Origin of the sequence: Methylobacterium frigidaeris, assembly GCF_022179185.1 — a bacterium.
GTDB lineage: Bacteria > Pseudomonadota > Alphaproteobacteria > Rhizobiales > Beijerinckiaceae > Methylobacterium > Methylobacterium frigidaeris.
Genome location: NZ_BPQJ01000009.1, coordinates 19,111 through 41,073, shown reverse-complemented (window position 1 = coordinate 41,073; position 21,963 = coordinate 19,111). Strand labels below are relative to the sequence as shown.

Here is a 21,963-nt window from a genome sequence, read left to right as displayed (position 1 = left end):
CGCCCTTGCCCCGCGCCCTTGCCCCGCCCTCTTGCCGTGCGCCTTCGATCGCGAAGGCGCGGCGGGTTCGCGACAGGGCTCAGCGCACCCCGTCGATCGCCGGCAGCTCGCCGGGCGGCAGGCCCGGGGCGGCGGAAGCGGCTTTCGGCCCGCCGGCGCCGCGGGCGCGCTGGGCGAGCGCCACGGTCAGGCGCTCGGCCGCCTCGGGCTGCATCACCGCCAGCACCTCGGCCATCTTGCGCGGGTTCATGCCGACCACCACCGGCACCAGCACGTCGAGCTTCAGCCGGTCGAAGACCCGGGCGGCCTCCTTGGGCTTCATCGTCTCGTACATCGTCACCAGGGACTTGAGCCCCGCGGCCTCGGCTTCAGCCCGCTTGGCCGCCGCGTCGTCGCCCTTCTGCTCCAGGGTCTTGAGGTCGTTGATGCGGGTCTCGAGCTTGCGCTCGGCATTCTCGATCAGCTGCTCGCGGGTCTCGAGGTCGCGCGAGCGCTGCTGCAGGGCGTCGCGCCGGGCGCCGAGCTTCTCGAGGATCGCCCGCTCGGAGGACGAAGCCGGCTCGGCGGCCGGCCGGTACGGCTCCGTCGGGGGGCTTGCCGCCGGCTCCTTCGGGGCCTCCTTCGGCGAGACCGACCCGGTGATCGTCGGGTCGAGGGGTTCGTAGCTGGCGCGGGCATTGACGAGGAACTCGGCGAAGCGGGCCCCGGTGGACGGCCCGGCCTCGAGGAGGGCGAGGACCTTCAGCAGCAGGAGCCCTGCGGCTGCCACCGCCACGGCGTCGACGAGACGCAGGCGGATCGTCGGCCCGCGCCAGACCGGATTGGCCAGCACCCGCTGCACCAGCACGGCGACGGAGACCGGCGCCTGCGGGACCGTGGCGGGCAACGTGCCAGCGGTCTTCGCCGCGGCAGGATCGGAGGTGCCGGCTCCCGCGGGCTTTGCTGTCGCAGTCTTGGATGCTGCGGCCTTGAACGGAGCCGCCTTGGGCACCGCAGCGTTGGGCGCCCCAGCCCCGGACGCGGCGGCGGGCGTCGCGGTACCGGCGGCGGGTTGGCTGCCGGCCGGGCCGTCCGTCGGCGGCAGCCCGGCGAAGCGGCGCAGGAGCAGCGCGAGGGTCATGCGGCCTGGGCCTGCAGGCGGCTCAGGGCCCGCTCGCTGAGGGCGCGAGCGGCGGCGGCGGCGGCGCCGAGGCGCTCGCCGGTGGAGACCGGCCGTGGCTCGGGCGCGGGCGGCGGAACGGGGGCGGCCGGTGCGGCGGGGGCGTAAGCCGGTGCGGCCTCGGCCTGCGGCGAGACGGGCGCTTGAGCGAAGGCGGCTTGCGCGAAAGCGGGCTGGGCGAAGGCGGGCTGGGTCGCCGCCTCGCCGGGCACCGCCGCCCGGGCCTGGGCGACGATGCGACCGATGCGCGAGAGCACCTCGTCGCCGGCCTGGAGCTGGGCGGCGAGGTCGGCGTTGGTGCGCTCGGCCAGGCGCAGGCGCTCGGCGAGCGTCCGGTCGCACTCGGCAAGCGTGGAGCGCAGGCCGAGGATCGCCCGCTCGGCGGACTCGGTCGCCACCATCAGGTCGCCGATGGTCTGGCGCATCGCCGTCTCGTCACCCTTGAGGCGGGTGATGCGGCGGCCGAGGCCGACCGAGGTGGCGATGCAGGCGACGAGCAGGACCGCCACCAGCAGGTCGGCCAGGATGCTGACGATCAGGCTCACGGGACGGCCTCGCTGCGGGAGAAGGGAGACATCACGGGCTTAACCGTCCTTGCGGTTCTGCATCGAGGCCTCGAAGGCCGCGAGGGTGGTGCGGGCGCGGCGCAGGGGACGAGTCACCTGCACGGCGATGCTGTCTTCGAGGCGGCCGATCCGCCCCTGCGTCATCGCCCAGTCGCCGCAGCGCAGGGTGATGAGGTCAGCGGGCTTGGCGTCGAACATGATGGTGTCGCCGACCTCCAGCGACAGCACACGGCGCAAGGGCAGCGACATCTCGTGCAGGACTGCCTCGACCGCGACGTCGGCCTGGAAGATCTCGGTGGCGAGGTGGCTTTCCCAGATGTGGTCGCGGCCGAGCTTCTCGCCCATGAAGCTCTGCAGGAGCAGGTCACGGATCGGCTCGATCGCCGCGTAGGGGAACAGGATCTGGAGCAGCCCGCCCCGGCCTTCCATGTCGAGCTTGAGGTCGATCAGAATCGCCGCATTGGCCGGCCGGGTGATGGTGGCGAAGCGCGGGTTGGTCTCGATCCGGTCGATGAGGAAGCGCACCGGCGAGAGCGGCTGGAACGAGGCCTCGAGGTCGGTCAGGATGATCTCGACCATCCGCCGCACCAGCTGCATCTCGATCGGCGTGAACGGCCGCCCGTCGAGGCGGATGCTCGAGCCGCCGCGCTTGCCGCCGAGCAGCAGGTCGAGGGTCGAGTAGGCGAGGTTCGACTCGACCGTCACCAGCCCCGAATTCTCCCAGGCCTCGGCCCGGAAGACGCCGAGCAGGGTCGGCAGCGGGATCGCGTTCAGGTAGTCGCCGAAGCGCACCGAGGTGATGTTGTCGAGGGTGACCTCGACGTTGTCCTGAAAGAAGTTGCGCAACGAGGTCGACAGCAACCGGATCATCCGGTCGAAGACGATCTCGAGCATCGGCAGGCGCTCGTACGAGACGACGCCCGAATCGACGATGGCCCGGATGCCGCCCGCGCCAGAGGCCGAGAGCTCCCGCAGCGAGAAGCCGAGGACCTGGTCGATCTCCTCCTGGTTCAGGATGCGGTCGTTGCCGGCGAGCTCGGGGAGATTCTCGGTCTCGCCCTCGTCGATCATGTTGGCCCATTCGGCCGCCATGTCGCTGCCCTGGGTGGCGGTGCCCTGCTCCGCCAGCGCCGCGCCCCATTCCTCGGCGAGCGAGGCGTCGCCGCCCCCGCCCTGCTCCATCAGGGCCGCGGCCCAGTCGTCGTCGTCGATGGTGTCGTCAGGTCCGGCCACGGAAGCACCAAATCCCGCTCGAGGATCGTTATTGGATGATGAAGTCCTTGAAGAGCACCGCGTCGACCTTGGCGGGGTAGACCGCCACATTGACCCGGCGCAGCAGCTCCTCGCGCAGGCGGTAGGTGCCGCCGGCGGCCTCGAAGTCGCCGACGCGCAGATCGCGCACGAAGACCTGGAAGGTGTCCTCGACCCGCGGCATCAGCGGCTGGATCTCGGAGGCCACCTTGGCATCCCGCACCTCCAGGGCGACCTTCAGGCGCACGAAGCGCGGCTGGGTCTGCCCGGGCTCGGGCATCAGGTTCATGGTCATCTCGCGGACGTCCATGAACGCCACCGGCAGCTTCTGCTCGGCGGCCGACTTCTCGGCATGGGCCGCGCGGCTGCGCATCACCATGAAGCCGCCACCTCCGCCGGCGGCCAGCAGCAGGATCGCGGCGCCGATGATGATCGCCTTCTTCCTGCTCTTGCCGGCGGGGACCGCCCCCTCCTCGCCTTCACCCTCGGCCTCAGGCGCCGGGGCCTTCTTCGGCTTCTTGGCCATCGCCCGCCGTCCAACCCTTGAAAATCCGTCACCGGACTGTGACCGCAGATTGTGCGAAGACGGTTAACGCCGCGTTAAGGCGGCAATTTCTGCCCGGTCGATCCTGCCGGGTCGGCACGGAACGACCGGTCCGGCCCACGCTCGCGATTAACCAAGCATTTGCCATAACAGCGGAAATCCCCGCGCCCCGGCCTGGCACGGCCCCTGCGATCATCCGTCCGGGTCCGCCGCTGGGGAGCGGGGTGGCCCGCCACCACGCATCGTCGGGGAGTAGCCGGTGCAGAATGCTCAGTTGATCGGGCTGTCGTCCCAGATGGCCTTGGGCCGCGAGCTCGAGGTCATCGCCAACAACATGGCCAACGTCACCACGACGGGCTTCAAGGCGCGCTCGACGCGCTTCCAGGAATACCTGATGCCGAAGGCGAGCGCGGAGACCTTCCAGCGCTCCGACCGCAAGCTGTCCTACGTCATCGACGCCGCGACGCCCCTCGATCTGACCCAGGGGCCGATCGAGCCCACCGGCAACCCGCTCAACGCGGCGATCCGCGGCGAGGCCTTCTTCGCGGTGCAGACGCCGCAGGGCGAGCGCTACACCCGCAACGGCGCCTTCGAGATGAACGCGCAGGGCCAGATCGTGACGAGCGACGGATACGCCGTGCTCGGCGACGGCGGGCCGATCCAGATCGGCCAGCAGGAGACCGGACTGGCGATCGGGCCGGACGGCACGGTCTCGACCAACCAGGGCACCCGCGGCAAGTTGCGCCTCGTCACCTTCGCCGATCCGCAAGGCCTGACGAATGCCGGCGCCAACCTCTATTCGTCGAACACCCCCGCCCAGCCGGCCGGCCCCCAGGGGCGGATCGAGCCCGGCTCGCTCGAGCGCTCGAACGTCCGCCCGGTGCTCGCGATGACCCGGATGCTGGAGGTGAGCCGGGTCTACCAGCTCGTCTCCGACACGGTCTCGCGGCTCGATTCGATGCGCGGCCAGGCGATCCAACGCCTCGCCGACGTCGGCAACGCGTAAACGGGAGCCATAGACGATGCGCGCGCTCTACGCCGCCGCCACCGGCATGGCGGCCCAGGAACTCAACGTCCAGGTCATCTCGAACAACATCGCGAACCTGCGCACCACCGGCTACAAGCGCCAGCAGGCGCATTTCCAGGATCTGCTCTACCAGAACCTGCGCCGGGCCGGCACCGCGACCTCGGACCAGAACAACCAGCTGCCGGCGGGCCTCGCCCTCGGCTCGGGCGTGAAGACCACCTCGACCGCCCGGGTGATGTCGCAGGGCACCCTGACCTCGACCGAGAAGACCTACGACATCGCGGTGCGCGGCGAGGGCTTCTTCCAGGTCACCATGCCGGACGGGCGCACCTCCTATACCCGGGACGGCTCGTTCGACCTCGATTCGCAAGGCCAGATCGTCACCCGCGAAGGCTACCTGATGAACCCGAACATCACGGTGCCGAACAACGCCACCAGCGTCACGATCAGCGCCTCGGGCATCGTGCAGGCGACGATCCCCGGCCAGACCGCACCGCAGAACCTCGGCCAGATCCAGATGGCCCGGTTCGTCAACAAGGTCGGCCTGGAATCGATCGGCGACAACCTGTTCGTCGAGACCCTGGCCTCGGGCCCGCCGATCACCGGCAATCCCGGCACCGACGGGTTCGGCAACCTGCAGCAGAGCTACCTCGAGGAGGCCAACGTCAACGCGGTCTCGGAGATCTCCTCGCTGATCGCCGCGCAGCGCGCCTACGAGATGAACTCGAAGGTCGTGACCGCCGCCGACCAGATGCTCTCCACCACCTCGCAGATGTTCCGCGGATGAGCACCCCGATGATCGACTCCGCTCCCGCCGTCCACGCTCCCGGCGTGCAGGAGGCCCGCCGCGTGCTGCTCGGGCCCGGCATCCTCTCGCGCACGGCCCTCACCCTGCTGGCGCTCGGCCTCCTCACCCTGCCGGTGCTCGCCGCCGACGCCCATCGCCTCGCGCTCAAGGGCGACATCACCGCCGAGCGCGACGTCATCACGCTGGGCGACCTCGTCGCCGGCGCACCGCCGGCTTTGGCCCAGAAGGCGCTGTTCCGGGCGCCGGCGCTCGGCACCTCCGGCACGATCCAGGTGCGGCGCATCGTCGAGGCGGCGGCCGGGCTCGGGCTCGACGCGCCGGAGAGCGGCGGCCGGCTCCAGATCTCGGTGCAGCGGGCGGCCCGCCGCATCGCAGCGCCGGAGATCGAGGGCGCCGTGAAGGCGGCGCTCGCCAAGGTCCGCGGCCTCGAATCCGGCTTCGTCACGATCGCCTTCGAGGGCGAGCCGCCGGTGCTCACCGTGCCGCCGGACCTGGTCGCCACGGTGACCGCCCAGGAGGTGACCTACGATCCCCGCAGCCGCCGGGTCTCCGCCCTGGTGGTGGTGGGCGAGCGCCAGGCCTCGCTCCGGGTCGCCGGCCAGGTGGTCGAGATGGCCGACGTCGCGGTGCTGACCCGGGCGATCAACCGGGGCGAGACGCTGTCGGCCCCCGACATCGCGGTCGAGCGCCGCCCGCGCGAGGGCCTGCCGGCCGACAGCGCGGCGGATGCGGCGGCCTTCATCGGCCAGGTGGCGCAGAAGCCCCTCGGCGCCGGCACGGCGCTCCGCGCCGGCGAGCTGAGCCGGCCGGACCTCGTCGCCCGCGGCGAGGCGGTGACCATCGTGTACGAGACCCCCGGCGTGGCCCTGGCCCTGCGCGGCCAGGCCCGCGAGGGCGGCCCCCTCGGGGCGGTGATCGGGGTGATCAACCCGGTCTCCAAGAAGGTGATCCAGGCCACCGTGATCGGCCCTGGCCGCGTCACCGTGGCGCCGATCGCGCCGGTGATGGCGGCCCCGGCCGCCCCCGCCCGGCTCGCCTCGGCCCGGCCGTGAGGAGGACTTGAGATGACCGTCTCCCGCCTCGCCGTCCTCTGCCTCTCGGGCGCGCTGCTCGCCGGCTGCAACACCGCCGACCGGCTCACGAATATCGGCGCGACGCCGGCCCTCTCGGCGATCGAGGACCCGACCGCGCAAGCAGGCTACCGCCCGGTGCGGTTGCCGATGCCGGACATCCAACCGGTGTCCTACGCCTCGAACTCGCTGTGGCGCACCGGCTCGCGCGCCTTCTTCAAGGATCAGCGCGCCGCCAAGGTCGGCGACCTCGTCACGGTGAAGATCAACGTCACCGACAAGGCGAACCTGAACAACGAGACCAAGCGCTCGCGCTCCAGCAACGAATCGTTCGGGCTGCCGAACGCCTTCGGACTGGAGACGAAGACGAAGCTGCTGGCCGGCGCGGATCCCTCGAAGCTGCTGACCGCCGAGGCCGTCACCAGCAACGACGGCGCCGGCTCGGTTCAGCGCGCCGAGACGGTGACCACCAGCGTGGCGGCGATCGTCACGCAGGTGCTGCCGAACGGCAACCTGGTGCTGGAAGGCCGCCAGGAGATCCGCATCAACTTCGAGGTGCGCGAGCTGATCGTCGGCGGCGTGGTGCGGCCGGAGGACATCGAGTCCGACAACACCATCGATTCGAGCAAGATCGCCCAGGCCCGCATCGCCTATGGCGGCCGCGGCCAGATCACCGACGTGCAGCAGCCGCGCTACGGCCAGCAGTTCCTGGACATCGTGCTGCCGTTCTAGGGGACGGGACCGTTCGCACCGAACGGTCTCGCCAACGGATCCCGCACCGGGCGGCACGCTCCCCCCTTGAGCCGCCCGGACGCGGCGCGGCCCCGGCACTCCCGCCGGGGCCGCTCTCGTTATTTTGTGCGGATAGGAAACGGCGTCGCGCCGAAGGCCCTCAATCGTCCCGGTACACCCGCTCCCGGCGCTCGTGGCGCTCCTGGGCCTCCAGCGACAGCGTCGCGATCGGGCGGGCTTCCAGGCGCTTGAGCGAGATCGGCTCGCCGGTCTCCTCACAATAGCCGTAGGAGCCGTCCTCGATCCGGGCCAGCGCCGAATCGATCTTGGCGATCAGCTTGCGCTGCCGGTCGCGCGCGCGCAATTCGATCGCCCGATCGGTCTCGGACGAGGCGCGGTCGGTCAGGTCGGGGTGGTTCTCGTTCTCGCTCTGCAGCGCCACCAGGGTATCCTGGGCCTCGCGCAGAATGTCTTGCTTCCAACCTTGGAGCTTGCGCCGGAAATACTCCCGCTGACGCTCGTTCATGAAGGGCTCGGCGTCATTGGGGGCGTAGCCCTCCTCGATCACGATCTTCGCCATCGCGCCCCTCGGAAAACCGATGTTGTCCTGACCGCAGCCGACGTCATGGCCGCAGCCCACTTGGCGCAGCCCTATAATAGAGGCTGCACGACATCACAATGTCCCTCCGCGACACGCAAGGACCGGACCAGGGGACGGCGGCTTTCTGCTGCAATCGTGTCACGGTCGTGGAGCATCTCCACCGGCAGTCCCCCCGTCCCGCAGGGCGGCGACGATGTCGGCCTCGAGGCGGCGGGCGAGCGGCTGGCGGTAGTGGCTGCCATCGAAGAACAAGGTCGAATCATGCAGCTCGGGCCGGTCGCCGGACCAGTCGACGACGCGGCCGCGCGGGGCGACCGCCGCCGCGAGGGCGGCGCGGCAGGCTCCCGCGGCGGCTGCCCGGGGCGTGCCGGGGCGGGGCTGCGTCGCGGCGAAGACCGGGGGGAAGACCAGGACCAGGGCCGTGCCCGGGGTCAAGCGCTCCGCCAGGGCGCGCAGGCGGGCGGCGGCGGGGAAATCGGGGCCGCCCTCCCCCGGATCGGGATCGGCCGGGGCCTGCCGCGCGCGGGAAGCGACCCGCTCCGGCATGTCGGGATCGCCGAGGCGGAGGTAATCCGGCTCGTAATCCCAGTAGCCGTCCGGCGCGGCGCGGCGCGGCGCGGCGCGCATCGCCCAGCCGATGCGGTTGACGACCTCCCCGACGACGGTGATGCGCAGGAGGCCGCGCAGGTAGTCCGCCCAGTCCTCGGCGAGGAGCCAGGTCGGGAAGGGCCGCAGCGGCGGCAGCGCGGGATCGCCGGTGCACCAGAATGCGTCGGCCCCGATCACCAGCGCGCGCGCCTGCGGGTGGTGGCGCAGGAAGTACCCGGCGACGAGGAGCTGCTCGCCCGGGCCGGTGCCCGGCACCGAGAGCTGGACGAACGGGAGTCCGGTGGCGTCCCGCAGGCGCGCCGGCGCCACGAGCTGGATGTGCGAGTTGCCGATGATCGCCGCCGCGAAGGCCGGGTCGCGCCCCCGGCTCGCCGCGGCGGTGCGCGGCCCCTGCGGGCGCACGCCGTCGCGGTCGAGGAGCCGGGGCCGGCCGGTGTCGTAGGGATCGACCGCGAGCGCGAGGGCGAGATACCCGGCGAGCAGCAGGGCCGCCGCGACGACGAGGCGGAGGGAGAAGAGACGCCACGCGGCTTCGGTCGACGCGGGAGGGTCAGCGCGCATCGGATCGGCCCCCTCAGAACTGGAAGTAGATGAACTCGTAATTGGCGTCGTCGCCGATGCGCAGCAGCACCGCGACGAGGAGCACCGCGAAGGCGATGGCCAGTGCCGGCCGCGGCGATAGGCGGTGGACCGCCGCCCAGGCGGTCGGGCCGACGAGCGCCACCAGGGCGGCGGGCACGAAGGCGCGCCACTTGAAGCCGTGGCTGACGGGCGCGAGGCCGAACAGCCCCTTGAACACCGCCACGGCCGCCTCGAAGCTGGTGGCGCGAAACAGCACCCAGGTCAGCGCCACGAAGGCGAAGGTGAGGGCCCAGCCGAGAAGGGCCGGCATCGGCAGGCCCGCCCGGCGCCACAGGGTGCCGGCGCCGAGGCCGGCGCCGTGCGCCGCCCCCCAGGCGACGAAGGTGAGGCCGGCGCCGTGCCACAGGCCGCCGAGCGTCATGGTGGCGAAGAGCGCGGCGAGCTGCACCGACAGGCCGCGACGGTTGCCGCCGAACGGGATGTAGAGGTAGTCGCGCAGGAAGCGCGACAGGGTCATGTGCCAGCGACGCCAGAATTCCCGCAGGGAGGTGGCGCGGTAGGGCACGTCGAAATTCTGCGGCAGCACGATCCCGAACAGCAGCGCGAGACCCAGCGCCATGTCGGTGTAGCCCGAGAAGTCGAAGTAGATCTGGAACGTGAAGGCGAGCGTGCCCTGCCAGGCCTCGGCCACGCTCACCACCTTGCCCTCGGCGGCGGCCTGGAACACCGGGTTGGCGTAGGCCGCGAGCGGATCGCCGAGGAACACCTTCTTGGCGAGCCCGATGCACAGCAGCATCAGCCCGCGGCCGATCCGCTCGGCCGCGTCCGGCCGGGCATAGGGCTTCTCGTCGAACTGGTGGAGGATCTCGCTCCAGCGCACCAGCGGCCCGGCGAGCACCTGGGGCCAGAACGCGATGTAGAGGGCGTAGCGCGTCAGGTCCATCTGCGGCGCCCGGCCGGCGCGCAGGTCGGTCAGGTACATCACGTGGTGGAAGGTGAAGAACGAGATGCCGAGCGGCAGGGCGAGGCTCGGCCGCGGCAGGTCGTGGAGCCCCGGCAGGACGGATGCGAGGCCGGCCAGGAACCCCGCATACTTGAACAGCGCCAGCACCGCGAGATTCGCCGCGATGGCGAGCGGGATCAGCAGGGCCGCTCGGCTCCGCCCGAACCAGCGCGCGACGAGCCAGTTCAGACCGATCGAGGCGACGAGCAGCGGCACGAAACGGGGGTCCCACCAGCCGTAGAAGACGAGCGACAGCCCGACCAGCAGCGGCAGCCGCCAGCCCGGCCGGTGCACGGCCACGACGGCGTGAAGGATCAGCGCGACCGGCAGGAAGCCGAGGAGGAACGGGAAGGAATTGAACAGCATCGCGGCCGGGGTGACGCGGGTCTTCGGGGTGACGCAGGTCTCGCGGCGACATCAAGGCCGCCCGTCTTCAAGCGGGCGCCGTTGTGGGGGAGCGGGGGTGAGGCGTCAACGGCCGGAGGCCGAGCCCCCGGCCAGGCGCGCCTTGGCGGCGGCCCGGTCGATCCGGCGCAGGATGCTCTCCTCGACCGAGAGGTTGACCCGGACGGCCTTGCCGGGACGATCGACGTCGATCAACCCGATGATCGCGTCGGCGGAATTCTCGCGAGATGCCGGATCGTCCCGCCTTTCGCTCACGCTGCGCGGAGGCGGCAGCGCGTCCCCGTCCTCGGCCATCCCGGCGGCGTGGAACGCCAGCATCCCGGCGGCCCTCACGGAGAGCGTATCGAGATCCGACGCGACGGTGGTGGCGCTTGGACAATCCGGGAAGCCGGCGCCGTCGGCGCCGTTCTCTTCGTGGACCGGCACGACGAGGTGGGCCATCGGTTTCCTCCTGTCGCGTCCCCGGGTGCTTCCTCCACAACCATGCCGGACCAGGAGAAAACCCAGCGGGCGTCCCCAGAGGCGGCCTGGTCGTCGAACAGACCCGATTTCGCAGACCGGATTCAAATCCTCCGAGTCATTCCGGGGCCGCGCAGCGGCGTCCGGAATGACAACGAGGGTTCGCTTCGGTCGGGGGAAAATCAAGCAGGCTTTCACGTGACCGCGGTCGTGCTCACGCCGCCCGGACATCGCCAAGGAACCCGACCACCTCCCGCTGCAGCTCCTCGGCGGAACGGGACATCGCCTGCGCCGCGCCGAGGACCTGAGCGGCCGCGTGGCCGGTCTCGCCGGCGCCGTCGCGCACCGTGGCGATGGCTTCCGTCACCGCGTGGGTGCCGTGGGAGGCCTGCTGCACGTTGCGGGCGATCTCCCGGGTCGCGGCGCCCTGCTCCTCCATCGCGGCGGCGACACTGGCCGCGATGGTGTCCATCTCGCCGATGCGCCGGCCGATCGCCGCGATGGCCTCGACCGCCCCGCCGGTGCCGACCTGGATCGCGCCGATCTGGCGGGCGATCTCCTCGGTGGCCCGCGTGGTCTGCTCGGCGAGCGCCTTGACCTCCGCGGCGACGACCGCGAAGCCGCGCCCCGCCTCGCCGGCCCGCGCCGCCTCGATCGTGGCGTTCAGCGCCAGGAGATTGGTCTGCCCGGCGATGCCGGAGATCAGCCCGACGACGTCGCCGATCGCCCGGACGCCGGAAGCCAGATCCTGCACCACCGCGTCGGTGCGCCGCGTCTCGTCCCGGGCCGCGACCGCCATCCGGGCGGAGAGGCCGACCTGGGCGGCGATCTCCTGGACCGAGGCGGCGAGCTCGTCCGCCGCGCTCGCCACCGTCTGCACGTTGGCGGAGGTCTGCTCGGCGACCGCCGCGACGGTCACGGATTGCCCCGTGGTCGCCTCCGCGGTGGCCGCCATGGTGCCGGCCGCCGCCTCCATGCCGGACGCCGCCGTGCCGACGCCGCGGCTGAGCGCCATCACGCGGGCCTCGAAGGCGCGGGTCAGGCCGTCGAGGTGCTCGGCGCGGCGCATCTTCGCGCCGGCCTCGAGAGCGGCGGCGCGGTCCGCCTCGCGCTTGGCGGTCAGGGCGTCCTTGAACACCTGCAGGGCGCGGGCGAGCGTGCCGATCTCGTCGCGCTTGTCGCGGTCGGTCACCGCGACCGTCAGGTCGCCGTCCGACAGGGCCCGCATCTGGCCGGTGATGCGGGTGAGCGGCGTCGAGACGCCGGCGAGCACGATCCGGCCCGCGACCGCGAGGGCGAGCAGGGCCACCAGCACCACCCCGCCGAGGGTCCAGGCGAGCAGGCGGTAGAGGCCGTCGGCCGCCGCCTCGCCGTCCCGGGCCTCGTCGAGCTGCAGTTCGACCAAGTTGCCGACCGCCTCGGAGATCGGGTCGATCGCCGGGTAGAGGTCGCGGGTGATGAAGGCGGCGAGGCCGGGCGCATCCTCGCCGCGCAGGAGGCCGACCAGCCGGGCGATGGCGGGCTTCGCCCGCTCCATGGCGCCCTCGACGTCCCGCGCTATCCCGGCCTCGCGCGGGCTCATCGCCTTGTCCTTGTAGGCCGACCAGTGGACGGTCACCTGCGCCAGGGCCTGCTCGACGTTTCGCAGACCCGCGACCCAGGTCAGGCTGCCGCCGCGGGTCTTGTGCGACGTGTCGACGATGTTGACGGCATAGAGATCGGCGACCGACTTCAGGTCGCGCAAGGGGACGACGCGGCCGCTATAGATGTGCTCGACGGCATCGCGCATCGCTGCGACACCCCACGCTCCGCCCCCGAGCGCCAAGGCGATCAGCCCGGCCAGGATCAGGAGAAGCGCAATCAGCCTCCCGCGGATGGTCGTGAGGGCGGGCATCGCGTCGGGCTCCGGCAGTGGGGCAGCCCGATATGATCGCTGCAATTTAAAGAAAGATCTAAATTTCGCGCGGCCCACCGAAGTCACGGCACATGTCGTTGATCGCGGCGGGCCCATGTGTCGTTGCGGTCGTGGGTCTTCCGCTTCGGCAGCGCAGCAAGAACGGGCCAACCCGGCGGAACGCGTCAGCCCCCCGCCATCCCGAGCTTCGCCAGCTCGACCTGCGCCCGCAGCTCGATATGGCCGAGGAGGTCGTCGAGGCGCGGATCGCCGGTGCTGCCGTTGCGCTCGGCGAGGCGGCCGGCGATGGCCTGCAGTTCGCTCGCGGCGACGCGGCCGCCGAGCAGCGCGGCCTTGAGGCGGTCGAGGGCGTCGAGGAGGTCGTGGCCGCGCTTCGTCGCCCGGCGGCGGCGGTCGGCGGCGATCTCGTCCTGGCTCTGAAGGGTCAGGATCGCGCTCAGGCTGGCGAGCGGCATGGCGCTGCCGGCGCTGGTCGGCCCGCGGGCGCCCTCCATCCCGAGGGTGAACACGCCGCCTGCCGGCAGGGTGCGCGAACCGGCCCCCGACAGGGGGGTGGCCGCGAGGCGGGTGTCGACGCGCATGGGATCTGGGTCCGGGTCACAAGGTTCGCTGTTCGCCCCACAAACCTCGCCCCGGTATGGTGAATGCGCCGTAAACGAGGCGGCAGAACTTGCCGCCGGGGCGAAAACGACCGGGTCCGGATCGCCCGCCGGCCAGGGGAGCCGGAAACGGATCGGTAACCTTACCAGACACTTACGCCCGCTCCGGGCGCTGGCACGGTCCTGGCAATTCGCCTCTCGAGTTTCGGGACCCCGTCATGCGCCTTCGCCTCCTCGTCCTCGCTTTCGTCTCCTGCCTCCTGCCCGTCCTCCTCCTGGCGCCCGGCCCCGCCCTCGCGCTGTCGCGGGTGAAGGACCTCGCCAGCGTCGAGGGCATGCGGATCAACCAGCTCGTCGGCTACGGCATCGTGGTCGGCCTCAACGGCACCGGCGACACGCTCAACAACGCGCCCTTCACCCGGCAATCGGTGCAGGCGATGCTGGAGCGGCTCGGGGTCAACACCCGCGGCGCCACCATGCGCACCGCCAACCTCGCCGCCGTGATGGTGACGGCCAACCTCCCGCCCTTCGCGGCGCAAGGGACGCGGATCGACGTCACGGTGTCCTCGCTCGGCGACGCCAAGTCGCTCCAGGGCGGCACGCTGCTCGTCACGACGCTGCTCGCCGCCGACGGCGAGGCCTACGCGGTGGCGCAAGGCTCGCTCGCCATCGCGGGCTTCCAGGCCGAGGGCGACGCCGCCAAGATCACCCGCGGCGTGCCGACCAACGGCCGCATCGCCAACGGGGCGGTGATCGAGCGCGAGATCGCCTTCAAGCTCAACGAGCAGAAGTGCCTGCGCCTCTCGCTGCGCAACCCCGACTTCACCACCTCGAAGCGCATCGCCGCGGCGATCAACGACTTCATGGGCGCCGACACCGCCGAGCCGACCGACCCCTCCACCGTCACCCTGCAGGTGCCGGCGCGATACCAGGGCAACATGATCCGGCTGCTGACCGAGGTCGAGCAACTGAAGGTCGAGCCCGACCAGACCGCCCGGGTGGTGATCGACGAGCGCTCCGGCATCATCGTGATGGGCCGCGACGTGCGGGTCTCCACCGTGGCGGTGGCGCAGGGCAACCTCACCGTCACCATCACCGAGCAGCCGCAGGTGAGCCAGCCGGCGCCGTTCTCCAACGGCGAGACCGTGGTGGTGCCGCGCACCGCCCTCAAGGTCGATGCCGGCGAGAAGAACAAGCTCGCCCTGGTCAAGGAAGGCGTGACCCTGCGTGAGCTGGTCGACGGGCTGAACGCACTGGGCATCGGTCCGCGCGACCTGATCTCGATCCTCCAGGCCATCAAGACCGCCGGCGCGCTCCAGGCCGACATCGAGGTGATGTGACGCACGTCACGCCGTCCCGTCCTCTCCCCTCCCCTTTTCCCCGATACGAGGTTCACACCGATGCTTCCCCTCGCTCCCCTCGCGGCCTCCGCCGGCCTGGCGGTCGGCCAGGCCCTCGCCGGGGCCGTCACCTCGGGCCTGTCGGCGGCGGCCGATGCGGCCAAGCTGTCGCCCACCGGCGACAAGGCCAAGATGCAGAAGACCGCCAAGGACTTCGAGGCGATGTTCCTGGAGCAGAGCCTCGACGTGCTCAACCGCTCGCAGGGCACCGACGGGCCCCTCGGCGAGAACGGCACCGGCGGCGGCGTCTACCGCTCGATGCTCAACAAGGAATACGCCCAGTCGATCGTGCAGAGCGGCGGCGTCGGCCTCGGCGACCAGGTGATGCGCGAGATGCTGCGGCTGCAGGGAGGCGCCCATGGCTGAGACCGTCCGTCCCGCCCCGGTCGCCGACGCCGCGGCCGCCGAGCGCCTGGTCGCCGAGACGCTCGGCACCATGCGCGACCTCGAGGCCCTGCTCGGGCGCGAGAGCGACCATATCCGGGTCGGGCGCCTCGCCGAGGGCTTGGCCGAGGCGCCGCAGAAGACGGCGCTCGCCGGCGCCTACCTGCAGGGCCTCCAGGCGGTGAAGGCCAATGCCGTGGCGCTCGCCCGCTTCGCGCCGGAGGGCATCGCGGCCCTCCGCGAGGCGCATGGGCGCTTCTCCGAGGCCGTCGCCGCCAACCAGGCGGTGCTGGCGACCGCCCGGGCGATCTCGGAGGGCTTGCTGCGCAACCTCTCGACCGAACTCGCCCGCAGCACCGAGCCCAGGGGCTATGGCACGCCCCGCCCGGCCCCCTCCCCCTACGGCCACCGCCGCAGCACGCCGCTGGTGCTGTCGCGCAGCCTGTAGCGCGTCAGTGGCTGGTGCCGAGGCGGATATAGGCCCGGGCCGGTCCGTACTCGGTCTGCGTCCGCGTATCGACCGCGACCCGGCCGGAGCCGCTGACCACGCCCCGGGCCGCCCCGTCGAGCCCCGCCCCGGGGCGGGCGGGAACCGGCGTGCCGGCCTCGGCCCGCACCCGGCCGCTGATCCGCATGCATGGGCCGCCGGGGACGACGCGGGTGAAGCCGGGGCCCTCGTGCGGGCAGGCCTCGGGCGCCTTGGCGATGGGAAGGTCGCGGACGTCCAGCGCCCGGGCCGGCAAGCCTGAGCAGAGGGCGGCGGCCGCCAGGATCATCGATGTCGTGCGCAAGGCGGGCCCTCCTGTCCGGGGTGGAGAGAAGCATGGCCGGCGCAGGTGCGCCAGGGCGTGGCGGACACGCCCGAGGCGAGGCGTGACGAGCCCGACCGCGTCGCAGATCCTCCCCGCGACCGCATCCTGAGGCGCCGGGGCGTAGCGGAGGCCATGAAGGTGAGATCCAGGGATCGCAGAGACATCCGGAATACTCCTTCGACACTGCTTCGCAGCACCTCAGGATGAGGTCGCGGACGGGGATGGAAGCACACGCTTCGTCGTCCGCTCGCAGACGAATTCCCGGCAAGGCCTCCAGCCCCATTCTCACCTCTCCTCTTCCTTCCGGGGCCCCGCAGCGGAGACCGGAAGGACGAGGAGGGCTTCAGATCCGGCGGGCGAACCGAACGATCACCCCACGCACCGCTCGAAGATCTCCTCCGCCTGCCTCACCGTCATCCTGCGCGCCGCCGGGCTCGCGATGATCGTGCGGTCGTGGGCGCTCGCCGGGTCGAAATCCTTCGCGGCGATCCCGGCATAGAGGCCCGGCACGGCGCGCAGGGCCATCTCGCGCACCCGGTCGCGGGGCAGCTGCTCCGGCGTGAAGCGCGTGGGGAAGCCGATATCGGCGTAGAGCGCCCGGACCGCGTCGGCGCAGGCGGCGATCATCTCCTGGCGCGACAGGCCGGCGGTCTCGACCTCCAAAGCCTCGGCGAGCGGGCGCACCTTGGCCGGCAGCACCGCGAGGTTGAACGCGATGACGTGCGGCAGCAGCACCCCGACGCCGTAGGGATGGGGCAGGTCGAGATGCCCCTCGAGCGGCAGCGACAGGGCGTGGCCGTGGCCGAGGCGGGCGTTGCCGCAGGCGATGTTGGCCATGCAGGAGGCGACGAGGTTGTCCTCGCGGGCGCGGTCGTCGTCGGAATTGATCGAGGCGCGCAAGGAGGCGGCCTGGAGCCGTACGGCGGCCAGCGCCACCGCGTCGGTGAGCGGCGAGGCGATGCCGCTGAGATAGGCCTCGACGCCGTGAGTCAGCGCGTCGACCGCCGGCAGGGCCGCGACGTGCATCGGCAGCGAGCGCAGGGTGACGGGGTCGAGGATCGCCGCGTCCGGGAAGCTCAGGGGGCCGCCGCCGAGGAGCTTGAGGTGGCGCACCTCGTCCTTGACGATGGTCCATTGCGAGACCTCCGAGCCGGAGCCGGCGGTGGTCGGCACCATGATCATCGGCAGCGCCTTGCGGTCGAACCGGCCGACGCCGGTGCAGTCCGCCATGGGCTTGCGGTTCGTCGCCACGATGGCGATGCCCTTGCCGGTGCACATCACCGAGCCGCCGCCGAGGCACACGACGCCGTCGATGCCCTCGCGGCGCACCCGCTCGCCCTGGTCGTCGATGTGGGAGCAGCGGGCGTCGATCCCGCACTCGTCGAAGCGCGCCACCGCGATGCCGGCCCCGCTCAGGGCCGCCAGCGCGTCGGCGTGGAACCCTTGCGCCGAGATCACCGGATCGGACACGACCAGCACGCGCGTCATCTTGAGGTCGCGGGCGAGCATGCCGATGGTGGCAAGGGCGCCCGAGCCCGAGACGATCCGGGTCGGCATGTAGAAGCTGGTGATCATCGGCGTCTCCTGAGACGTGAGCGGGGCGCTCTCCCGGGCCCTCGCGATCGTGCCGGCGGTGTCGCCCGGCCGCGGGCGTCCTGTCCAATACACAGATCGGGCGCCAGCCATAGCCGTCGACGATGACAGCGCGTCACACCCAAGGTTACGCCTGCCATACCGGGAAACGATGGCGGGATGACGTGCAAACTATTGGACGGCGACTGCCGGAAGTCGCGATACCATCGCGACCAGCGAGCATCGCGTCGACGCCCTTCAAGGGGCGCGAGAACAGTCGATGCCGATCTTCGAGGAAACGCCGATGCCCCGCACGCCCCGCTCCTGGACGCGACGCCTCGCCGTCGCCGGCCTGTTCGCCACCACGCTGACCGCGCCGGCGCTGGCCGCGGAAACGCCGCTGCGCATCGGCGTGATCGAGGATCTGTCGGGGATGTATTCCGGCAATGGCGGGCCGAACATGGTGCTCGCCGCCACGATGGCGGCGGAGGATTTCGGCGGCAAGGTGCTGGGCCGGCCGATCGAGGTGATCGGCGTCGACCACCAGAACAAGCCCGATATCGGCTCGGGGCTGGCGCGCCAGCTCGTCGACCAGCGCGGCGTCACCGCCTTCGTGCTCGGCGGCGCCAGCTCGGTGGGCCTCGGCGTGCAGGCCTACGCCAAGGAGCGCAAGATTACCACAATGGTGACCGGCGGCTACGCCTCGCAATTCTCCGGACCCGGCTGCTCCCCCTACGGTACGCAATGGGTGCCCTCCACGGGCGAGCTCGCCAACGCCGTCGCGGGCGCCGTGGTGCAGAGCGGCGGCAAGTCCTGGTCCTTCATCACCGCCGATTACGTCTTCGGCCATGGGCTGGCGGCGGATGCCGGCAAGGCCGTGAAGGCCGCCGGCGGCAAGGTGGTCGGCGAGATCCGCCATCCGCTGGGGGCCACCGACCTCTCCTCGCAGCTGATCCAGGCCCAGTCCTCCGGCGCCGACGTGATCGGGCTCGCCAATGCCGGGCCGGACCTCGTCAACACCATCAAGCAGGCGCGGGAATTCGGCATCACCTCGAAGGTGGTGGCGATGCTGGTCTTCACCAACAACACCGTGGCGCTCGGCCTCGACGTGGCGCAAGGGATCCGCATGGCGGTGAACTTCTACTGGGACGCCAACGACGCGAGCCGCGCCTGGGCCAAGCGCCTGATGGCCCGCAACGGCAACGTGGTGCCGACGATGGGCCACGCCGCCGCCTATTCCTCGGTGCGGCACTATCTCAGGGCCGTCGAGAAGGCCGGCACCGACGACGCGGCCGCCGTCAACAAGGCGATGAAGGAATTGCCGATCGACGACGGCTTCTACGGCAACGCGCGCATCCAGGCGAATGGCCGGGTGGTGATGGACATGATGCTCGTCGAGGTGAAGAGCCCCAAGGAGTCGAAGAGCAAGGCCGATCTCTACCGCGTCATCGAAACGATCCCCGGGAACACGCTGTTCACCCCCGCCGACAAGAGCGGCTGCCCCCTGACCACCGGCTGACCGGACGAGTTGCCACCATGAAGCTCTACGCCAACCCGACCTCGCCCTTCGTGCGCATCGTCCGCATGGTGCTGATCGAGAAGGGCCTGAACGAGAGCGTCGACACCGCCTTCGTCGACGCCTGGGCCGACGATCCGGCCTTCCTCGACGCCAACCCGGCCGGACGCGTGCCCACCCTCGTCACCGACGACGGCGCGCGGCTGACGGAAGCATTGCTGATCCTCACCCATCTCGACGCGGTCGGACCCAAGCCTGCCGTGCTGGCGGGCGGGCCCGCCGCGCTCTCGGCCGCCGGGGTCGCGATCGGGGTGTTCGACGCGGCCGTCGCGGTCATCATCGGCCGCAAGTCGGCGCCGGACTTCGATACCGGCCTCGTCGGCAAGAAGCGCTTCCGCACCATGCAGGAGGGCCTGCGGCGGCTCGATGCGGTGTTTACGGACAGCCAGGATTTCGGCCTGCCGGCGATCGCCGCGATCACCGCACTCGATTACCTGGCGTTCCGCTTCCCCAACCACGACTGGGGCAGCCTCTGCCCGAAGGTCGCGGCCTTCCGCGACGCGCAAGGAGACCGCCCCTCGGTGCGGGACACCGTGCCGCGCGGATAAGCCCTCCCCCATCGCGCCCCATGCGGTCCCCCTGAACCTCGGCTATCGTAGGGCTGACGGACATGCGTCCGGCCATCGCGGCGAAGGCCGGGGATCAGGGGGAAACCGGCGCGATGGAGCTTCGCCATCTTCGCTACTTCGTCGCGGTGGCCGACGATCTCAGCATCACCCGGGCGGCGGAGCGGCTGAACATCGCGCAGCCGGCGCTCAGCCACCAGATCAAGAGCCTCGAGACCGAGATCGGCACCGCCCTGCTCCAGCGCCTGTCGCGCGGGGTCGCGCTGACCGAGCCGGGCCGCGCCTTCGCGGACGATGCCCGCGCGGTCCTCGCCGCCGTCGACGCGGCCAAGACCCGGGCCCGGCGCATCGCGACCGGCGATGTCGGCCAGATCCGCATCGGCTTCACCTCCTCGGCCTCGTTCCACCCCCTGGTGACCGGGGCGATCCGCGACTACCGCAGCGCCTATCCGGACGTGCAGGTCGAACTCCTCGAGGAGACGACCGCGAGCCTGCTCGCCGCCTTCCGCGCCGGCCGGGTCGACGTCGCCTTCATGCGCCCGGGCGAGGGCGAGGCCGACGAATTGTGGGCCCGCCACCTCTTCGACGAGCCGATGGTGGTGGCGCTGCCGGCCACGCACCGCCTCGCCGCAGAGGCCGGCGCGGTGGGCCTGGCGGATCTCTCGAACGAGGGCTTCATCGTGTATCCGCGCCGCAACGGGCGGGCGCTCTACGACGGCATCATGGCGGCCTGCGCGGCGGCCGGGTTCTCGCCCCACATCGCCCAGAACGCGCCGCAGCTCGCCTCGGTGGTCAACCTCGTGGCGACCGGCATCGCGCTCGCCATCGTGCCGCGCTCGATGGCGCGGCTGGCCACCGAGGGCGTGCGCTACCGCCCGATCCTCGGTCCCGTGCCGGTGGCGCCGATGACCCTGGTGCGGCACCCGGCGCCAGAGATGCCGCATCCGCGGATTTTTACGGATCTGGTACTGGCGCGGGTGAAGGGTGGGGTGGAAGGGGTGTGAGCGTGCGGTTCGGGCCTAAGCTGAAGCCGTTTGACCGTGTATGCGTCGGCTCCCGGCCCCTCCGGGACTTCGGGGGGTCTGCTTTCCGGCACTCTGGTTGAATCCGAGCGAACTGGACCGAAAGGAACCGCTTCGCCGGAGGAGATACGACCCACGCTTGCATAGACGACCAAATTCCCTCTAGGCTGGCGCTACGAATTCCACGGGAGAGGGATCGTCATCGCATGGATCGAGAGATCGGCATGCGGCTCGTCCGAGGACGTGATTTCGTCATGGGCTCCGCCGATTTTTATCCCGAGGAAGCTCCCGTTCGGCGTGCCACGGTCGGAGACTTCTGGATCGACGAGCGTCCCGTCACCAATGCGCAATTCGCGGAATTCGCCGAGGCGACCGGCTACGTCAGCTTCGCCGAGATGCCGCCCGACCCGCGCGACTATCCCGGCATGCCCCCGGACATGGCGAGGGCGGGTTCGGCTGTCTTCGTGGCGCCGGGCGCATCCGGCGACGCGCAAGCCCACTCCTGGTGGCATTTCGTATTCGGGGCGGATTGGCGCCATCCGCAGGGCCCCGGGAGTTCGGTCGCCCAGATCATGGACCATCCCGTCGTCCATATCGCCTATCAGGACGCCGAGGCCTACGCCCGATGGGCGGGAAAGGCGCTCCCGACGGAAGCGGAATGGGAGTTCGCGGCGCGTGGCGGCCGGGACGGCCTGATCTATCCGTGGGGTGACGACCTCGCGCCGAGCGGACGGATCATGGCCAATTACTGGCAGGGCCGCTTCCCCTACGAGAACACTTGCGAGGATGGGTTCGAGGGCACGTCGCCGGCCGGATCGTTTCCGCCAAATGATTTCGGTCTCTACGACATGATCGGCAACGTCTGGGAGTGGACGGACGACTGGTTCTCGGCCCGGCCCGCCGCAGCCGAGCGTTCCTGCTGCGGACCGGTCCGTGCCCGCGCCGCCAGCGAGGCGGAGAGCTACGATCCGGGTGGGGGACCGCCCGTCGGACGCAAGGTGCTCAAGGGCGGATCCCATCTCTGCGCCGCCAACTACTGCCGGCGCTACCGGCCGGCCGCGCGACACGCTCAGCCCATCGACAGCCCGGCATCGCATATCGGTTTTCGTTGCGTCGTCCGGCAGACCGGAACCGCTCTCGCGGATATATGAAAATATTCCTCATGCCGCTTGAATGTGTTCTGGATTCGAGCGAGCTTCCCCGCGTGACTTCGGGCCGTCAGCAAGGGACGGTCTCAGGCCGGGCGGAGAGAGCACGATGTCTGTCGCAAGGATCGAGAAGGCCGTCCGGCGCAGGCGCGG

At 71.2% G+C, this 21,963-nt stretch carries 23 protein-coding genes; 11 read left to right on the top strand and 12 right to left on the bottom strand.

Features of this window, described 5'->3' with window-relative positions; genetic code table 11:
• Positions 1–79: 79 nt before the first annotated feature.
• Genes MFF64_RS11625 through fliL form a run of 4 tightly spaced genes read right to left on the bottom strand, consistent with a single transcriptional unit; the run spans position 80 to position 3,502 of the window.
• Positions 80–1,120 carry a MotE family protein gene (locus MFF64_RS11625; RefSeq protein WP_309296446.1) on the bottom strand — a complete coding sequence of 347 codons (1,041 nt, stop codon included), beginning with the start codon at positions 1,118–1,120 and terminating at the stop codon, positions 80–82.
• Positions 1,117–1,704, bottom strand: a complete 588-nt coding sequence (locus tag MFF64_RS11620) for a DUF6468 domain-containing protein (RefSeq protein WP_099898816.1) — start codon at positions 1,702–1,704, stop codon at positions 1,117–1,119. The genes MFF64_RS11625 and MFF64_RS11620 overlap by 4 nt, the downstream gene beginning before the upstream one ends.
• 39 nt (positions 1,705–1,743) lie before the next feature.
• Positions 1,744–2,958 carry a flagellar motor switch protein FliM gene (gene fliM / locus MFF64_RS11615; RefSeq protein ID WP_099898818.1) on the bottom strand — a complete coding sequence of 405 codons (1,215 nt, stop codon included), beginning with the start codon at positions 2,956–2,958 and terminating at the stop codon, positions 1,744–1,746.
• A gap of 28 nt (positions 2,959–2,986) precedes the next feature.
• On the bottom strand, positions 2,987–3,502 hold the full coding sequence (gene fliL / locus MFF64_RS11610; protein WP_099898820.1) for a flagellar basal body-associated protein FliL: 516 nt from the start codon (positions 3,500–3,502) through the stop codon (positions 2,987–2,989).
• A gap of 277 nt (positions 3,503–3,779) precedes the next feature.
• On the opposite strand from fliL, the gene flgF reads away from it, so the two are divergent.
• From flgF to flgH, 4 genes are read left to right on the top strand one after another with little or no spacing between them, the layout of a single operon-like run.
• Positions 3,780–4,526, top strand: a complete 747-nt coding sequence (gene flgF, locus MFF64_RS11605; protein WP_099898822.1) for a flagellar basal-body rod protein FlgF — start codon at positions 3,780–3,782, stop codon at positions 4,524–4,526.
• A 16-nt stretch (positions 4,527–4,542) separates the two neighbouring features.
• Positions 4,543–5,334, top strand: coding sequence for a flagellar basal-body rod protein FlgG (flgG, locus tag MFF64_RS11600; RefSeq protein ID WP_099898824.1), 792 nt, complete (start codon positions 4,543–4,545; stop codon positions 5,332–5,334).
• A gap of 8 nt (positions 5,335–5,342) precedes the next feature.
• Positions 5,343–6,407: a flagellar basal body P-ring formation chaperone FlgA gene (gene flgA, locus MFF64_RS11595; RefSeq protein ID WP_099898826.1), complete on the top strand. Its 1,065-nt coding sequence runs from the start codon at positions 5,343–5,345 to the stop codon at positions 6,405–6,407.
• Between the two features lie 12 nt (positions 6,408–6,419).
• Positions 6,420–7,157, top strand: coding sequence for a flagellar basal body L-ring protein FlgH (gene flgH, locus MFF64_RS11590; protein ID WP_099898828.1), 738 nt, complete (start codon positions 6,420–6,422; stop codon positions 7,155–7,157).
• 160 nt (positions 7,158–7,317) lie between these two features.
• Here the strand turns inward: flgH and dksA are convergent, their stop codons facing one another.
• From dksA to MFF64_RS11560, 6 genes are all read right to left on the bottom strand, one after another.
• Positions 7,318–7,737 carry an RNA polymerase-binding protein DksA gene (dksA, locus tag MFF64_RS11585; protein ID WP_048436190.1) on the bottom strand — a complete coding sequence of 140 codons (420 nt, stop codon included), beginning with the start codon at positions 7,735–7,737 and terminating at the stop codon, positions 7,318–7,320.
• A 159-nt stretch (positions 7,738–7,896) separates the two neighbouring features.
• Positions 7,897–8,928, bottom strand: coding sequence for a hypothetical protein (locus MFF64_RS11580; RefSeq protein ID WP_238190848.1), 1,032 nt, complete (start codon positions 8,926–8,928; stop codon positions 7,897–7,899).
• Between the two features lie 13 nt (positions 8,929–8,941).
• A complete protein-coding gene (locus MFF64_RS11575) occupies positions 8,942–10,318 on the bottom strand; it encodes an MBOAT family O-acyltransferase (RefSeq protein WP_099898832.1) in 1,377 nt (458 codons plus the stop codon).
• A gap of 105 nt (positions 10,319–10,423) precedes the next feature.
• Positions 10,424–10,798, bottom strand: a complete 375-nt coding sequence (locus MFF64_RS11570) for a type II toxin-antitoxin system HicB family antitoxin (protein WP_099898834.1) — start codon at positions 10,796–10,798, stop codon at positions 10,424–10,426.
• 232 nt (positions 10,799–11,030) lie between these two features.
• Complete coding sequence (locus MFF64_RS11565; protein WP_165795492.1) at positions 11,031–12,710, bottom strand: HAMP domain-containing methyl-accepting chemotaxis protein; 1,680 nt, start codon at positions 12,708–12,710, stop codon at positions 11,031–11,033.
• Positions 12,711–12,895: 185 nt separating this feature from the next.
• A complete protein-coding gene (locus MFF64_RS11560) occupies positions 12,896–13,312 on the bottom strand; it encodes a flagellar assembly protein FliX (protein WP_238190846.1) in 417 nt (138 codons plus the stop codon).
• A gap of 236 nt (positions 13,313–13,548) precedes the next feature.
• Between MFF64_RS11560 and MFF64_RS11555 the strand changes: the two genes are divergently transcribed.
• From MFF64_RS11555 to MFF64_RS11545, 3 genes are read left to right on the top strand one after another with little or no spacing between them, the layout of a single operon-like run.
• Positions 13,549–14,670, top strand: a complete 1,122-nt coding sequence (locus tag MFF64_RS11555; protein ID WP_099902053.1) for a flagellar basal body P-ring protein FlgI — start codon at positions 13,549–13,551, stop codon at positions 14,668–14,670.
• A gap of 60 nt (positions 14,671–14,730) precedes the next feature.
• A complete protein-coding gene (locus MFF64_RS11550; RefSeq protein WP_099902055.1) occupies positions 14,731–15,096 on the top strand; it encodes a rod-binding protein in 366 nt (121 codons plus the stop codon).
• Positions 15,089–15,562, top strand: coding sequence for a hypothetical protein (locus MFF64_RS11545; protein ID WP_238190844.1), 474 nt, complete (start codon positions 15,089–15,091; stop codon positions 15,560–15,562). Before MFF64_RS11550 ends, MFF64_RS11545 begins: the two co-directional genes overlap by 8 nt.
• A 4-nt stretch (positions 15,563–15,566) precedes the next feature.
• Here the strand turns inward: MFF64_RS11545 and MFF64_RS11540 are convergent, their stop codons facing one another.
• Positions 15,567–15,905 carry a porin gene (locus MFF64_RS11540; RefSeq protein ID WP_238190842.1) on the bottom strand — a complete coding sequence of 113 codons (339 nt, stop codon included), beginning with the start codon at positions 15,903–15,905 and terminating at the stop codon, positions 15,567–15,569.
• Positions 15,906–16,295: 390 nt separating this feature from the next.
• On the bottom strand, positions 16,296–17,501 hold the full coding sequence (locus tag MFF64_RS11535) for an iron-containing alcohol dehydrogenase (RefSeq protein WP_099905653.1): 1,206 nt from the start codon (positions 17,499–17,501) through the stop codon (positions 16,296–16,298).
• A gap of 301 nt (positions 17,502–17,802) precedes the next feature.
• Here MFF64_RS11535 and MFF64_RS11530 point away from each other — a divergent pair, with 301 nt between their 5' ends.
• The 4 genes from MFF64_RS11530 to MFF64_RS11515 all read left to right on the top strand — a co-directional run bounded on the left by MFF64_RS11530 (position 17,803) and on the right by MFF64_RS11515 (position 21,813).
• On the top strand, positions 17,803–19,017 hold the full coding sequence (locus MFF64_RS11530; RefSeq protein ID WP_099905657.1) for an ABC transporter substrate-binding protein: 1,215 nt from the start codon (positions 17,803–17,805) through the stop codon (positions 19,015–19,017).
• 17 nt (positions 19,018–19,034) lie between these two features.
• Positions 19,035–19,622, top strand: coding sequence for a glutathione S-transferase family protein (locus tag MFF64_RS11525; RefSeq protein ID WP_099905655.1), 588 nt, complete (start codon positions 19,035–19,037; stop codon positions 19,620–19,622).
• A 113-nt stretch (positions 19,623–19,735) separates the two neighbouring features.
• Entirely contained in the window at positions 19,736–20,644 is a 909-nt protein-coding gene (locus tag MFF64_RS11520) for a LysR substrate-binding domain-containing protein (protein ID WP_099905659.1), read from the top strand.
• Positions 20,645–20,868: 224 nt separating this feature from the next.
• Positions 20,869–21,813, top strand: coding sequence for a formylglycine-generating enzyme family protein (locus MFF64_RS11515; RefSeq protein ID WP_238190840.1), 945 nt, complete (start codon positions 20,869–20,871; stop codon positions 21,811–21,813).
• Positions 21,814–21,963: the final 150 nt, after the last annotated feature.